Origin of the sequence: Serinicoccus shuyuelongi (assembly GCF_045032955.1) — a bacterium.
In the GTDB taxonomy this organism is placed as follows: Bacteria; Actinomycetota; Actinomycetes; order Actinomycetales; family Dermatophilaceae; genus Ornithinicoccus.
This window is the reverse complement of the sequence record NZ_JBJFZU010000019.1, coordinates 1-12,923: the sequence shown is the minus strand read 5'-3', so window position 1 is coordinate 12,923 and position 12,923 is coordinate 1. Positions and strand designations below refer to the sequence as shown.

Here is a 12,923-nt window from a genome sequence, read left to right as displayed (position 1 = left end):
GTCGCGCGACGGTCACGGCCCGCACTGGGCCGGTGTACACGGAGACTCCGGTAACTGAGGTCACGTGGGACCACTCGATTGCTCTTGGTTCGGGGCAGATCATGGGCATGGACGGGTCGGTCACGTGGGCTGACCCTGCCCAGCCCTCCCCGTTGGATGGGACGTGGACCCGTGAGGCGGGCCACTACGTCGAGGTCGACTGGGCCGAGGAGGGCCGCGGCACGACGCGCCTGGTCACTGGCCGGGTAGACGAATCCAGTGGTGGCACGGATCAGGTGCAGGCGCGGTCGACGTTGACGGACTGGACGTCACGGCTGGAGTCCACGTTGCCGTTGCGGCCGGTCGGGTACTGGATGCCGGCGAACCCGTTGCTGTCTGGTGGTGTGCGCCGCAAGCCTGGCTTGTTCTCGTGGTGGTTCACTCACCAGGCGCTCACCCGGGCCGGGTTTTACCCGTCGCAGGCGGTGATGACGTCGTCGGTGCTGTACGTGTCGATGTGTGGGTCTGCGTGGCCTGTGCCTGACCTTAAGCACGCGTACTCGCCGTTGGGTGAGGCGAGGCAGATTCACCGGGTCGGCGCTAACGACCAGTCTCCGGTGCCGGTGCAGGGTGATGACTGTCCGTGCACCGCGAACGTGTACGGGCTGTATCTGACGCGCACGGCGACGTCGTCGCAGCCGTGGCAGCTCACGGCCGACCTGGGCACCCGCTCACCCTCTGCGGGTGACACGGGCCGGGTGCGGATGCGTGTGCACCCGTCGGGCACGTCGAACGGTATCGGCCTGGACTGGACGCAGACGCACGTGCGGGTGTACCGGTGGAACGACGGCGGCACCATGACGCAGCTCGGGTCGTACGCCCGTCTGCGGGGCGGTCAGCAGCGGATGCGGTGGTCGCTCATTGCCCGTTCCGACGGGACCGCCCGGCTGCTGTGCGAGGACGACACCAGCGGCAACCGCACCTTCGATCAGGTCGCCACTTTCGCCTCGACGTCGGTGCCGATGCCGACGGGGTCGACCCGTTGCTCGGTCATCGTGGAGTCTGAGGGCATCATCGGCGCCGTCCAGGTGTCCCGTGGCGAGTCCACCGCCCACGTCGCCCGCATCGTCGGCGCCAAGATTATCCGCGACGACTCAATGTTCAACGTGTCGACCCGCTCGCTGGGCGCGTGGGACTACGTGGAGCCGACGCAGGCCGGCGCGATCCTCACGAAGCAGGCCGACGCCGAGCGGGGCCTGCGGGGCATGCCGTTGTGTCAGTGGATCGACGAGAACGGCAAGTTCGTGCAGGCCGACTTCGCGTCCCTCGCTGCCGGTGCGCTCAACCCGTCCGGTGACCCGGTGGAGCACTGGGTCGGCCCGGACCAGAACACGAAGCTTCACAACTTCCGGTGGGCCGTCCCCGGGAAGGGTCCGTGGCGCTCCCAGGTCGTCACTTACGTGGGTATGCGCCGCCTCGGCGACGGGGCCACCATTCCGACGTACCTGCTCGGCCAGGGGCGCCAGGAAACGGTGGAGCGCGGCACCCAGTTCGAGACGATCATCCACCCGTCGGAGGACGAGATCTGGTTGGAGCCGGAGCTGCGGCCCTACCTCGCCGGTAACCCGTACCCCTCGGAGACGTACCCGCACCCCGCGGGCCTGTCGAAGTGGCTGGACCGTGGTATTGGAACGATCGTCGGTGGTTCGCGTCGCGACGAAGATGGCAACCCGACTGGGTGGATCGTCCCTGGTGATGTTCCTGAGTGGTCGTTGACGTCGACAGGCCACATCACTGGGGCGTTGCGGATGGTTGATCCGCGCACGGTCGTCGTCTCCGGGACTGCGGCGACACCTTCGGGGCTGGACATGTCCACGATGCCGTCCGAGGCTTCACCGACGTTGCCGGAGCCGCGTAAGCAGCAGCCGCTACCTCAGTTCCGGGGGTACTCCAAGGCGGTCCGTGAGGACCGGACGGTTTCTGTGTCGGTGACTGGTGACGAGCGGCACCCGGACGCTGTGCATGACGCGGGGATGTGGGTGCAGGGCGATAACTATGCCGCTTACATCGCTTCCGAGTTGGCCGAAGCGTTGACGGACCCGGTGGAGATCGTGCAGGTCGACTGCTCCCTGGACCCGTGGATCAAGGTTGGTCAGGTCATTGAGGCGCACCAACGGAAGGTTGACGGGTCGGTCACCCAGGTCCGCGGTGTCGTTGTTGGCGCGCGTGGTTCGACGTCGTCGGCGTCGATGTCGCTTGACGTGGCTGTGACCGCGAAGGCTGTGCAGGAGCCGGAGGACCCACCTGAGGACATGTCACCCCCGGTGAACGCCCCGCCGCGGACTATTGACCCGCCGCCGGGGTACGAGCCGATCCCGTACGAACCGTCCTAGCGGCGGCGCACGTAGCGCACGAGGGCTTTGCGGATGACGTCGGACAGGTTCTCGCCGCGTTCGGCTGCAGCCTCCTTGGCGGCTGTCCAGACGTCGTCGGGTATGCGGATTGTCCGCTGCGGGGTCTCCGGCATCGTCCAGCACGTCGCCGCCGGGCAGCGCGTCATCGTGGTCCTCGCGACCGACGGTGGCGCGGCGCACGTCCCGCACGTCGACAAGCATCTCGGCCGAGACGCCACCGCTGAGGAGATCACCGCCCACCGGGACTTCGAGTTTGGGTGGACCGTGCAGAACCTTGGCGCACAGTGGGTCATCCCCCCGGTGCGCGGACGTGACGGTGCGCTCGACGACACAGCCGCCGACAGGGTCCTCGCGTGGGTCAAGGCACAGTACGGCGCTGACGTGCGCATCAAGACGCACTCGATGTACGACACCCACCCCGACCACGCGAGCCTCGGTCGCGCCCTGCAGCGCATGTGGGACGCCGACCGTTCCACCGACGCACGTTTCTACCTGGCCCCGCACAAACCAGGCTGACCCGTTGACCTTCTCGCACAAACCCATCGGCTGACCGCCCAACCCGCAAGCCCCCGTCCGGTTCACCTGGCGGGGGCTTCGGTATACCCAGGAGGCCCCATGCCCAACCTGCCCCCGCTGCCGACGACGACCTCCTGGCCCACGCTGCGAGCGTGGGCTAACGCCGTGAGCGCGCGCGTGGAAACCCTCGGTGGTGTCGATTTGGACCCGCTGCCCGAGGTGATCGAGTGGGACGACCTGCGTCCGTGGCTCGACGCGATCGAGGACCGTGTCGTCGTGGCCGAGCAGGAGGACGCACGGCTGGGCGTCGTTGAGGACGTTGCGGCTGCTGCGGAGACGCCGCCCGGTGCGCAGGCGAAGGCGAACGCTGCGCTGAATGCGGCGAAGGCGTACACCAACGGGTACGCCGAGACCCCTGCGGGCGCGCAGGCCAAGGCCAACGCCGCGGAGGCGGACGCCAAGGCATACGCCGGCACACTCGCGTACGGCACCACCCTGGAGGCGACGAACGCTGTCATCGACGCCCGCACGGGCAGTGGTGAGCGGCCGGTTGGTCGTGACGAGCTCGCCGTGAACGTGATGGACCGTGGCGCTGTCGGTGATGGTGTGACGGATGACACGGCGGCTATCCAGGCTGCGGTGAACGCCGGCGCGACGTTTGGTCTGCCCGCGTTCTTCCCTGCTGGCCGGTACCGGCTGACGTCGCTGGTCACCCTTCCGTCTGGTGCGTCGGTACGTGGTGTCGGTGCGGGGACGGTCATCGACATTGTGGGGTTGGGTTCGTCGACGGCCTCCCCGAAGACCGCGTTCCAGGCGGCCGGCACCATCGAGGCGGCGCAGGCGATCTCGGTGGACGTGCCGAAGGGCGCGAAGTCGGTGACCCTGGCCGCGTCGACAACCCTGGTGCGCGGCGACTTCGTGAAGCTCTCGTCCGACCAGCTCTTCCACGTCACGGCCAACCTCCGCCGCGGCGAGATCAAGCGCGTCGAGGCCGTCTCCGGGACCGTCGTCACGTTCGAGGACGCCACCTACGACTCCTACGCCGCCGGCTCCGGGGCGAAGCTCCAGCGCATGGTCCCGGTCCAGGACATCACCCTCGCGGACTTCACCATCGAGGGCACCGACGACGACAACCAGGAGCGTGGCGTCTTCATCGACCGCGGCGACAACATCCGCATCACCGGGGTCACGTTCAACTACACCGACTGGAACTCGATCAACCTGCGCGACGTCACCAACTTCAAGGTGACCGAGTGCACGTTCCGCAACGTCGACTGGGTCAGCAACGGCCCGAACTACTACGGCCTCGTCGTCGAGAACGCGTCCGCGCACGGTGTCTTCGCGAACAACCACGGCACCAAGTGTCGGCACCTGTTCACCACGGGGTACACGCAGACGGTGGCGGGTGTGGCCCGGTTCGTGGTGGTTGAGGGCAACGTTGACACGTACTCCCAGTCCGCGTCGTATGACACCCACGACGGGTCTGAGTTCATCACCTTCGCGAACAACACGTCCTCGTACTCTGAGGCGAACGGCATCAACTGTGAGGGTCGGGAGACGATCGTCACGGGCAACCAGATCATCGGTCACGGCACCACTGGGATCTACGTGCGCGGTGGCGCGGAGAACATCACGATCAGCAACAACCGTGTCGGCAACCCCACTGGGGCAGTGGCCTACTCCATCCTCGTCACGAAGACCCACGCCACGCATGTTCCCCGCCGCATCTCGGTCGACGGGAACATGCTCAGCAACGCCGCCACCCACGCCGTCTACGCGCAGAACGTCGAAGACCTCACCATCGGCAGCAACACGTTCGCTGGGGTCTTCACCACGTACGCGATCCGCGTCCACAACGGGGTCCGCACCAAGATCACCAACAACACCGGCTCCGGCGGCACGAACTCGTTCATCGCCATGCAGGACTGCGTCCGCACTATCATCGCGAACAACAGCGCGGGCACCCACAACTCCGGTGTGCGGATGCTCGAGACGGCGACCGGGCTGACTCAGGACACCGTCATCATCGGCAACGACCTGTCCGTGCCGAACCCGATCCTCACACCCAAGGGCACGCGCAAGGTCGTCGGAAACCTCGGCGTCGCAGACTCGAGCGCCTGATGGAACGGTGCCCCACCCCGCTCCCGATGTACATGTGGTGGAACGTCTCTCCGGGGGTCAGGCGCGTCCTGACCATCGAGGTGAGACAGGACGGCGAGTGGGCCGAGACGCTCACGACCGAGACGCACGACCCCGCGCGCGTGGCTGCGATTGTCGACGCCCTGTCATTCGGCCTTGGGGTCGCGGACTCAGCCGCCTGACCCCTGGTCGGGTTCGCCGCCGTAGTGCGCGTCACTGCACGCGTCGGAACAGTACGCGCCCGCCCCCGGCATCCCGCACGTCACGCACGGATTGTCGTCCAAGAAGTCCTCGTCGACGTCTTCCACCCCGGTCACCATCCACGCACCATACCCAAGTAGCGCCCTCACCGCACGGCTGGCACCAAGCGGCGAGGGCTAACGACCGACCACGGGAGGCCGGACGCTATGAGCATCCAACACCACACGACCACCCCCACACCAGGGGGCCACTGATGGACTGGCGATGCAGGATCGGCTGGCACAACTGGCAATGGTTCCGGGGCCTGTTCGGCAGGTACCGGATGTGCGTCCGCAACCCGAGCCATCGGTAAGCCGTGAACTTCCTAGCCACGGCGTTCACCAGCGTCTCCGGGCAGGTCACCGCCAGCGCCATCCTCATCGCCATCGGCGTCGCAGCACTAGCCGCGCTAGTCGTCGCGTACTTCGCCGACGAGAGGATCGCCAACATGCCCGAGGGAACCATCACCCCCTCACCCGCCCGCACCGCCGCACTCCTCACGTGCGTCTTCGTGTGGGGCCTCATGGCCGCAGGTGTCGCCGAAGGACTCGGGTCAACCAACCCCGACACGTGGCACACCCGCATCCCCGGTTGGGCCAGCGCCGCAATCTGGGGTGTCCCCGCCGCGATGGCCCTATGGACCCTCATCACCCGCCGCGGGGCGTGGGCGACCGTCGCACTCCTCGTCATCGGCCCCGTCGTCCGAGTCCTCTCCTACGGGTGGGCGTGGGTGATCTACCTCACCGCCGACGAAGGGCGAGGCTCAGAAGGCGGCTACTACTACGCCGGCCTGCACCTCGCAATGGTCGGCATCGTCATCACCACCGCCTACCTGACCCGGGAAGACCGGGCGGTCAGGGGTGGCCCATGAACTGGTTCGGTCCCATCGCCACCGTCGCCGGATTCCTCATCACTGGTGCTTTCGCCGTGTGGGTCGCCAGGATTCAGCGCAAGGAAACCCCGTATGACGCCCTGTCTAACCGGGTGATGCGCCTGGAGTCCTCGGACGCCGAGAAGGGCGACCTGATCCAGTCCCAAACCCGCCGGTTGCGGATGCTCGAGGAAGACACCCACATGCTCGTGGACGCCCTCACCGAGCAAGAGGACTGGCAGGAAGCTGGCGCCGACCCGCCCCCGCCGCGCATCGACCGGCGCGTGCTGGAGATCCTGCGACGCCACCGCAAGGAGCGCGCCCGCCTGGACGAGCAGGCACGCCTCACCCCGCACGCCGCCGACTGACCCCGACTTCCCCGCACCCCGGCCACCACCGGGGCCTCACGCAACCCCTGGAGGACCCGTGTCAGACATCTGGCTCAACACCGACTATGCCTGGTGCGTCCGCCAGTCGTGGTCCCGCAACGGGCGCGACTTCTGGCCGTCAGACCTACAGAACACCGGCTTCCGGCTGGGCGTCGGACACTCCACTGAGACCACCGGCTTCCCGGGGTACAACGGTGGCGCGGCTGCACCCCACTTCACAATCGACCTCGTGTCCGGTGAGGTCCGCCAGCACGTCCCCCTCAACTGGGGCTCCCGCTGCCTGGCGATCTCCGCTGGCGGCATCACGGACCGGACGGTGAACATCACGGGCGTGGTGCAGGTCGAGGTCATCGGTGCCGTCACCCCCGGGTACCCGGCCCGGTACGGCCACTACGACCTGCCGGGGAAGTTCCCCACCGACACCAAGGCCCAGTACCACCTCGCCCGGCTGGTCCGCGCCATCCACGACGCCACGGGCATCCCGATGGAGGTCAGCGGCTACGCCCACTACCAGGCGTACCCCGCGTCCTACGGCGCCCGCAACGCCCGCCGCCTGTCGAGCGCCGAGTACCGCGACGCGATGGGCTGGATCGGACACCAGCACGCCCCGGCCAACGACCACGGGGATGGCCTCTACGGGCGCGTGGTGAACGGCAAGGCAGTGGACTTCGAGAAGGCACTGGAGCTGGCACGCACGATGGGGACTGCCCCGACCGAGCCCCCGAAGTACGAGGACGGGCCGAACCCGGACAACAACTTCGGCTTCCCCGAAACCCACGTCCTGGAGTTCCAGGGCTGGCTCAACGTCCTGCACCGCATCGGCGCGATCGACCTGGCCGCGCCCCTCAAGGAGGACGGCGTCCTCACCACCAAGACGATGGCCGGCGTCCGCTCGCTGCAGGCCACCCTCGGCTTCCCCAAGGCCGAATGGGACGGACTCCCCGGACCCAAGACCACAACCCGCACGGAGGCACTGATGACCACCATCGAGAAGAACCAGGCCGAGATCCTGGAGCTGCTGCGACCGCTGTCCTACAACATGCGCCGGATCGACCTGTCCGTCGACGACCGGGCCACGCTCGGCACCCCGCTGGAGACGATCAGCCCGGCCGGCCTCATGAAGCTCTCCGCAATCCGGGCCGCCCAGACCCGGAAGCTGCTCATCGCGGCCACCGAGGAGGAGCGGGCACACGTCACGGCGGAGGCTGACCGCGCCATCGCCGAGCTCACCGCAGAGGAGGCCGTGTGATGGCACCCGTGATCCCGGACTGGGCTGACATCCAGCCGAAGGTGACCGCCGCCGCTCTGGCGTACGCGGGTGCGACGGTCGTCATGTCTGTCCTCGAGCATGAGGCTGGCCTGGAGATCTCCGCGACCACATCGACTGGTGCGTCCGGGTTCGCGATGCTGCTGTTCGCATACCTCATGCCGAACGGACGCCACGCCCCGGCCAAGCACCGTGACGCTGATGCTGATGGTGTCGCGGACGTGACCCAGGGCTGATGGACCCCGTCCTGGTGGCCGCAGCGTTGGTCGGATTCGCTGCGGTCACTTGGTGGGTCGTGCCTTGTGCCTGGCACGCTCTCCACGACTTCGACGCCCGGTACTTCATCACCTCCCGCTACTAACCCACGCCCCCGCACGACATTGCCCCCACTGGGCCTCCGCTTGGAGGTTCGGTGGGGGCATTCTTGCGTGTCCGGTTCAGGGCATGCGACCGCCCACCCCCAACCAAAACCCGCAGAAAACGCACAACAATACGCTAGAATTTGGGTACAACAAGACGGTCGCCCAACACCGACCAAACCGGGTCGGGCGACCTACGACCACCACTGAGAGAGGCCGATATGTCCAACGTTACCCCAGCCAGGCCAGCAGCGGTAGAGGCAACATGAGCCGCATCGGGATCGACCTCGACGGGGTCTGCTATGACTTCGGCTCATCCGTCCGCGAATACCTCGTCCGCGAGAACATTCGCACCCACCAGGACTGCCCCGACCCCCTCCGCTGGGAGTTCTACGAAGACTGGGGCATCAACCTCCGCGAGTTCCTAGACATCTGCCACGCCGGAGTCGACGCCGGGATCATCTTCACCCACGGCGACCCCTTCCCCGGCACCCGTGAAGCATTCGAACGGATCAAGGACGCCGGCCACACCATCCACATCGTCACCGACCGATCCTTCGGCAAGGCAGGCGCGTCCGTCGCAGCAACCGGCGCATGGCTCCACCGCCACGACCTCCCGTTCGACTCGCTCACGTTCTCCGCAGACAAGACCGTCGTCAAGCTCGACGCGATGGTCGACGACAAGCTCACCAACTTCCGCGACCTCGACCACGCAGGCGTACCCACCTGGCTCTACGACCGGCCCTGGAACCACACCCCCACCGAATGGCTACCCCGAGTCGCCACCCTCAACGACTACGCGGAGGCCGTCGCATGACCGAAGAAGTCCGCCTCACCAGCGCCACCGGAGGACAGAAGGGCAGCAAGGAAGCCCGCTACGACCTCATCCCCGCCGACCCGCTGCGGACCCTCGCCGAACTCTACGGGGCTGGCGCACGCAAGTACGCCGACCGCAACTGGGAGAACGGGTACGACTGGTCCCTCTCATTCGCCGCGCTCAACCGGCACCTGTGGCAGTTCTGGGGCGGCGAAGACATCGACGAGGAGACCGGCAAGCCGCACATGGCGTCCGTCGCCTGGCACGCCCTCGCGCTGCTGGAGTTCATGCAGACGCACCCCGGCTACGACAACCGGCCCGGAGGTGCAGCATGAGCACTCTCGCGGCTGCCCTCGCTGAAGCGCCAGCACCCCGACCAGGACGCCGCTGCGAACTCTGCACCGTCCTCCCCACCCTCACCGACGAAGACCGCGCAGCACTCACCGAACACATCATGTACAGGGCCGACCGGAACTACAGGCTGTCGCAGGTCAAGGTCGCTGAGATCATCACCACCATCGCCGGCCACAAAGTCTGCGACGGCGCAGTAGGCAGACACCGCCGCGCCGAATGCGAAGGGGCCAAGGCATGAAGTTCCCCCTAGTCAGCCGAGCCTGGGCGGCGCGCGAGATCCGCGGTTACTCAGCAGCCCTCGAACAGCTCGAGCACAGCGGCGAACACGCACAGAACGCCATCGCCCTCACCCGCAAGATCATCCGCGAGATCGCCGACCGCCACAAGCCCAGCCCCGGCGAGTGGGCGCGGCTAGGGAACAGCATCGGCGGAAACACCGAGTGGTGGTGCCAGGGCTGCCACAAGCCGTGGCCCTGCCGCGACTGGCGAGAAATGCGCCGCCTCTACTCGGCAACCCACGGGACAGAGAGCGACCTCATGCCGCCCCAAAGCATCACCATGCAGCCCGCAGCACCGGCAAAGCAGACAGTCCTGGGAGTGAACGGATGACGACGATCGCGGAAGCACTCCAGGCAGTCGAAGCCGCCCAGCCCGTGCGCGTCCCCACACCCAAGCACCCCAAAGGCTGGGAGCCCGGCCACGAATGGGACGGCACCCAAGGCACCATCACCACCCCGCCCCGCGCCGAGCGCCCCACCACCTGGGATAGATACATCCGTGAGTCTGGCCTAGACCCGGCTGACGTAGAGGTCATCGAGCCGGTGCAGGTCCGCGGCTGGCAGAACTACGACGGGGTGTGGCTGCACTACTTCCGCCTCACCCTCCGCAAGCGCCACGGCGACGGGATGCCCGACCTCCAAGCCCTCCTCAAATCCGCCCGTGCATCGAGAGCCAAAACCAAGACACCACCCGAGACCGTCGAGTCCGCGATGGTCGTCTGCTGGGCCGACCCCCAAGTGGGCAAGGTCGCGCGCCGCGGTGGCACCCCCGAACTCATCGCCCGCGTGGCTGAGTACCAGGCCAAGATCGACGCCCTAGCCAAGGCGTGGAAGTGTGACGCCGCCTACCTCCTAGACCTCGGTGACAGTATCGAGGGGTTCGAGTCCGGTGGTGGCCCGATGGCACAAGCCGTCACCAACGACTTGTCACTCATGGACCAGGTGGACGTCGCCGCCACGCTCGAGTTCGAGCTGCTACGGACGTTGGCCCAGACGCACTCACGCGTGGTCCTAGCCGGCGTCGGGTCCAACCACTGCCGGTGGCGCGCCGGCAAAACGAACCTCGGCAACCCCGGCGACGACTGGGGCATCTTCGTCCTCAAACAAATCCACCGCCGCATCCAAGACATGCCCGAAAAGTTCGGCCACGTCTCCGTCACCTGGCCCGACACCCACGAAGAAACCCTCTCCCTAGACATCGCCGGAACCATCGTCGGACTCACCCACGGCCACCAAGCAGGACGCGCCGACAAAATCCCCGACTGGTGGGCCAAACAAGTCCACGGCGGCCAACCCACCGCACACGCAGACCTCCTCATCTACGGCCACTTCCACCACCTCAACATCAAACCGTCCGGCATGAACCCCCACACCGGCAAGGCGAAGTGGGCCATCGGTGCACCGACCTGCGACAACGGGTCCGACTGGTACCGCATGACATCCGGCGCCGACTCCGACCCCAACCTCCTCGTCTTCCGCGTCACCAAGAACGGGTGGGACAGGCTGACACTGCTATGAGCCGCACCGACAAGGACACACCCGCCTTCCGCCGATCCGGCGCCGCCTGGTCCATCTACACCCCCTCCTGGTTCCATCGCATAGGCCGCCGAGCTGACCGCCGCCGAGCCAAACAACACCTACGCGCCGGCCAAGAACCCGAACCCCGCTACCCCGGCTACCGCGCCTACTGGTGGTAGGCCCTCATCCACCCCGCAAACTACCCAACCCGGACCCCCATTAGGTAGATCGCCCCGTTATACCTGTCTTACCGGAACCAGCCACAACCGGTAACACCACCGCCCCCACCACGGCCACACGGCCGCGAATGGGGGCGGTCTGTCAGGTCCGGCTGGTATCATATAAGCAAGTGCTGATCTCGTCGCATGGCGAGGGTAGGCGCTTCCCGGTGGCGGTTGCCGGGGTGACCCGGATTCGCGACGGCGGATCACCTCCTCGGAGGACGGCCCCCGGAACCGCGCACCTACCGCCTTCGCCCCGCACTGGTCTGCGGGGCGTTGCGCGTTCACGGGTCGAGCGTGAGCAGGTCACCCTCAACGATGTCCGGGACGATCTCCGCGAACTGGTCCAGGTCCGCCCGGAAGATGTGCCCGTACGTGTCACTGGTCGTCTTGATCGACTGGTGCCCCATGTGCCGCTGGATCGACGTCAGAGACATGCCCCGGGCGATGGCCCACGACGCGAACGAGTGCCGCAGGTCATGGATACGGGGACGCTCCCCCGTGCCCTGCCCGTCCCACATCATCCGCCTCGTCGTCGGGTGACGCCCGGTCGGCTTGTCACCAGCGAACGTGGCAACGGTCGGCACCCACACATTCAGGCGGAACGGTGAGTGACGCACCGGGCCACCCTTGGAGTTGATGAACAGGAACTCCCGCGGCGCCCGGCCGGACAGCTCACGCAGGTCGTCGCGGGCACGCTTCGGCATCGCGACCGTCCTCGACTGCCTGCCCTTTGTGACACCAAGGTCCGGTTGCGCCTTCCCCGACCGCTTCCACGCCTGCCTGATGCGGACGGTTCGCCGGTCGAAGTCAAGGTCTGAGATGGTCAGCGCGGTCGCCTCGCCCCACCGCATGCCAGTCTCGGCGAGAACCGTGACCAGCGGACGCCAACGTTCAGGGGCGCACTCCCGCAGGTGCATGTACTCGTCGCGGGTGAGGAACACCATCTCTTGTGTCGTGAGCGTCGACGGCATCCGCAGGCCCTTGACGACGTTCTCGGGTATCTCCTTGTCCCACACGGCCTGAGTGAGCGCCGCCGACAGGAGCGAGTGATGGTTGCGGATCGTGCTCGCTGCCATCCCTGTCCGGGTGAGCGCGTTGAGCCACCGTGCGCCGGCCTGCCGGTCGAGCATCGTGACGGGTAGTGCACCGACGTGGGGGACGATGTGACGTGCCGCCATCCGGTTGTAGTCCTGCCGGGTGCCCTCGGTGATGCCAGTCAGGTGCTCGATGTGGGCGAACACCAGCTCACCCACGGTCGGCGCCGTGGACGCCTCCGGTTGCTCGAGCGCGGCCACTGCTTGCGCGGGGCCTACCGCATCGAGGAGCCGAAGCCACCTCTCCGCGGCCTCACCCGTGGCGAAGCTCTGCACCCGCTGCTTGCCATCGACCCGGTAACGGACCCGGTATCTGGTGGCCCCGGACGCCGTGAGACGCCTCTCGATTGTTGCCATTCGTACCCACTCGTGTGCCCTAGGTGTGCCCTCGTACTCTTTCGTAGAGGGTGAAACGGCCTCTGACCTGCAAGTATACACGGTGCGCTCGACGGGACTCGAACCCG

At 67.1% G+C, this 12,923-nt stretch carries 14 protein-coding genes; 12 read left to right on the top strand and 2 right to left on the bottom strand.

The annotated features are described in order from the left end of the window. The first annotated feature begins 32 nt into the window (after positions 1 to 32). Positions 33 to 2,372 carry a hypothetical protein gene (locus tag ACI3EY_RS16565; protein ID WP_405041157.1) on the top strand — a complete coding sequence of 780 codons (2,340 nt, stop codon included), beginning with the start codon at positions 33 to 35 and terminating at the stop codon, positions 2,370 to 2,372. Here the strand turns inward: ACI3EY_RS16565 and ACI3EY_RS16560 are convergent. After that, a complete protein-coding gene (locus tag ACI3EY_RS16560) occupies positions 2,369 to 2,506 on the bottom strand; it encodes a YlcI/YnfO family protein (RefSeq protein ID WP_405041156.1) in 138 nt (45 codons plus the stop codon). The two genes, ACI3EY_RS16565 and ACI3EY_RS16560, sit on opposite strands and share 4 nt — an antisense overlap. On the opposite strand from ACI3EY_RS16560, the gene ACI3EY_RS16555 reads away from it, so the two are divergent. The 11 genes from ACI3EY_RS16555 to ACI3EY_RS16505 all read left to right on the top strand — a co-directional run bounded on the left by ACI3EY_RS16555 (position 2,475) and on the right by ACI3EY_RS16505 (position 11,141). Then, positions 2,475 to 2,909 carry a PIG-L family deacetylase gene (locus ACI3EY_RS16555; RefSeq protein ID WP_405041155.1) on the top strand — a complete coding sequence of 145 codons (435 nt, stop codon included), beginning with the start codon at positions 2,475 to 2,477 and terminating at the stop codon, positions 2,907 to 2,909. The two genes, ACI3EY_RS16560 and ACI3EY_RS16555, sit on opposite strands and share 32 nt — an antisense overlap. 99 nt (positions 2,910 to 3,008) lie before the next feature. Further along, positions 3,009 to 5,030 carry a right-handed parallel beta-helix repeat-containing protein gene (locus tag ACI3EY_RS16550; protein ID WP_405041154.1) on the top strand — a complete coding sequence of 674 codons (2,022 nt, stop codon included), beginning with the start codon at positions 3,009 to 3,011 and terminating at the stop codon, positions 5,028 to 5,030. A 574-nt stretch (positions 5,031 to 5,604) separates the two neighbouring features. After that, positions 5,605 to 6,159: a hypothetical protein gene (locus ACI3EY_RS16545; RefSeq protein ID WP_405041153.1), complete on the top strand. Its 555-nt coding sequence runs from the start codon at positions 5,605 to 5,607 to the stop codon at positions 6,157 to 6,159. After that, positions 6,156 to 6,527 carry a hypothetical protein gene (locus ACI3EY_RS16540; protein WP_405041152.1) on the top strand — a complete coding sequence of 124 codons (372 nt, stop codon included), beginning with the start codon at positions 6,156 to 6,158 and terminating at the stop codon, positions 6,525 to 6,527. The genes ACI3EY_RS16545 and ACI3EY_RS16540 overlap by 4 nt, the downstream gene beginning before the upstream one ends. 58 nt (positions 6,528 to 6,585) lie before the next feature. Then, entirely contained in the window at positions 6,586 to 7,797 is a 1,212-nt protein-coding gene (locus tag ACI3EY_RS16535; protein ID WP_405041151.1) for a hypothetical protein, read from the top strand. After that, positions 7,797 to 8,051 carry a hypothetical protein gene (locus tag ACI3EY_RS16530; RefSeq protein WP_405041150.1) on the top strand — a complete coding sequence of 85 codons (255 nt, stop codon included), beginning with the start codon at positions 7,797 to 7,799 and terminating at the stop codon, positions 8,049 to 8,051. The genes ACI3EY_RS16535 and ACI3EY_RS16530 overlap by 1 nt, the downstream gene beginning before the upstream one ends. A 388-nt stretch (positions 8,052 to 8,439) precedes the next feature. Beyond that, positions 8,440 to 8,991 (top strand): 5' nucleotidase, NT5C type, encoded by a 552-nt coding sequence (locus ACI3EY_RS16525; protein ID WP_405041149.1) that lies wholly within the window; start codon positions 8,440 to 8,442, stop codon positions 8,989 to 8,991. After that, positions 8,988 to 9,326 (top strand): dATP/dGTP diphosphohydrolase domain-containing protein, encoded by a 339-nt coding sequence (locus tag ACI3EY_RS16520; RefSeq protein ID WP_405041148.1) that lies wholly within the window; start codon positions 8,988 to 8,990, stop codon positions 9,324 to 9,326. The genes ACI3EY_RS16525 and ACI3EY_RS16520 overlap by 4 nt, the downstream gene beginning before the upstream one ends. Further along, positions 9,323 to 9,583 carry a hypothetical protein gene (locus tag ACI3EY_RS16515; RefSeq protein WP_405041147.1) on the top strand — a complete coding sequence of 87 codons (261 nt, stop codon included), beginning with the start codon at positions 9,323 to 9,325 and terminating at the stop codon, positions 9,581 to 9,583. Before ACI3EY_RS16520 ends, ACI3EY_RS16515 begins: the two co-directional genes overlap by 4 nt. Next, on the top strand, positions 9,580 to 9,954 hold the full coding sequence (locus ACI3EY_RS16510) for a hypothetical protein (RefSeq protein ID WP_405041146.1): 375 nt from the start codon (positions 9,580 to 9,582) through the stop codon (positions 9,952 to 9,954). The genes ACI3EY_RS16515 and ACI3EY_RS16510 overlap by 4 nt, the downstream gene beginning before the upstream one ends. Further along, a complete protein-coding gene (locus tag ACI3EY_RS16505; RefSeq protein ID WP_405041145.1) occupies positions 9,951 to 11,141 on the top strand; it encodes a hypothetical protein in 1,191 nt (396 codons plus the stop codon). The genes ACI3EY_RS16510 and ACI3EY_RS16505 overlap by 4 nt, the downstream gene beginning before the upstream one ends. A gap of 505 nt (positions 11,142 to 11,646) precedes the next feature. Here the strand turns inward: ACI3EY_RS16505 and ACI3EY_RS16500 are convergent. Next, a complete protein-coding gene (locus ACI3EY_RS16500) occupies positions 11,647 to 12,735 on the bottom strand; it encodes a tyrosine-type recombinase/integrase (protein ID WP_405041144.1) in 1,089 nt (362 codons plus the stop codon). Positions 12,736 to 12,923: the final 188 nt, after the last annotated feature.

Coding starts and splice junctions, on each gene's coding strand:
- ACI3EY_RS16555 (WP_405041155.1), top strand. CDS start 2,475: ATGCGGATTGTCCGCTGCGGGGTCTCCGGCATCGTCCAGCACGTCGCC.
- ACI3EY_RS16560 (WP_405041156.1), bottom strand. CDS start 2,506: ATGCCGGAGACCCCGCAGCGGACAATCCGCATACCCGACGACGTCTGG.
- ACI3EY_RS16550 (WP_405041154.1), top strand. CDS start 3,009: ATGCCCAACCTGCCCCCGCTGCCGACGACGACCTCCTGGCCCACGCTG.
- ACI3EY_RS16540 (WP_405041152.1), top strand. CDS start 6,156: ATGAACTGGTTCGGTCCCATCGCCACCGTCGCCGGATTCCTCATCACT.
- ACI3EY_RS16530 (WP_405041150.1), top strand. CDS start 7,797: ATGGCACCCGTGATCCCGGACTGGGCTGACATCCAGCCGAAGGTGACC.
- ACI3EY_RS16525 (WP_405041149.1), top strand. CDS start 8,440: ATGAGCCGCATCGGGATCGACCTCGACGGGGTCTGCTATGACTTCGGC.
- ACI3EY_RS16520 (WP_405041148.1), top strand. CDS start 8,988: ATGACCGAAGAAGTCCGCCTCACCAGCGCCACCGGAGGACAGAAGGGC.
- ACI3EY_RS16515 (WP_405041147.1), top strand. CDS start 9,323: ATGAGCACTCTCGCGGCTGCCCTCGCTGAAGCGCCAGCACCCCGACCA.
- ACI3EY_RS16510 (WP_405041146.1), top strand. CDS start 9,580: ATGAAGTTCCCCCTAGTCAGCCGAGCCTGGGCGGCGCGCGAGATCCGC.
- ACI3EY_RS16505 (WP_405041145.1), top strand. CDS start 9,951: ATGACGACGATCGCGGAAGCACTCCAGGCAGTCGAAGCCGCCCAGCCC.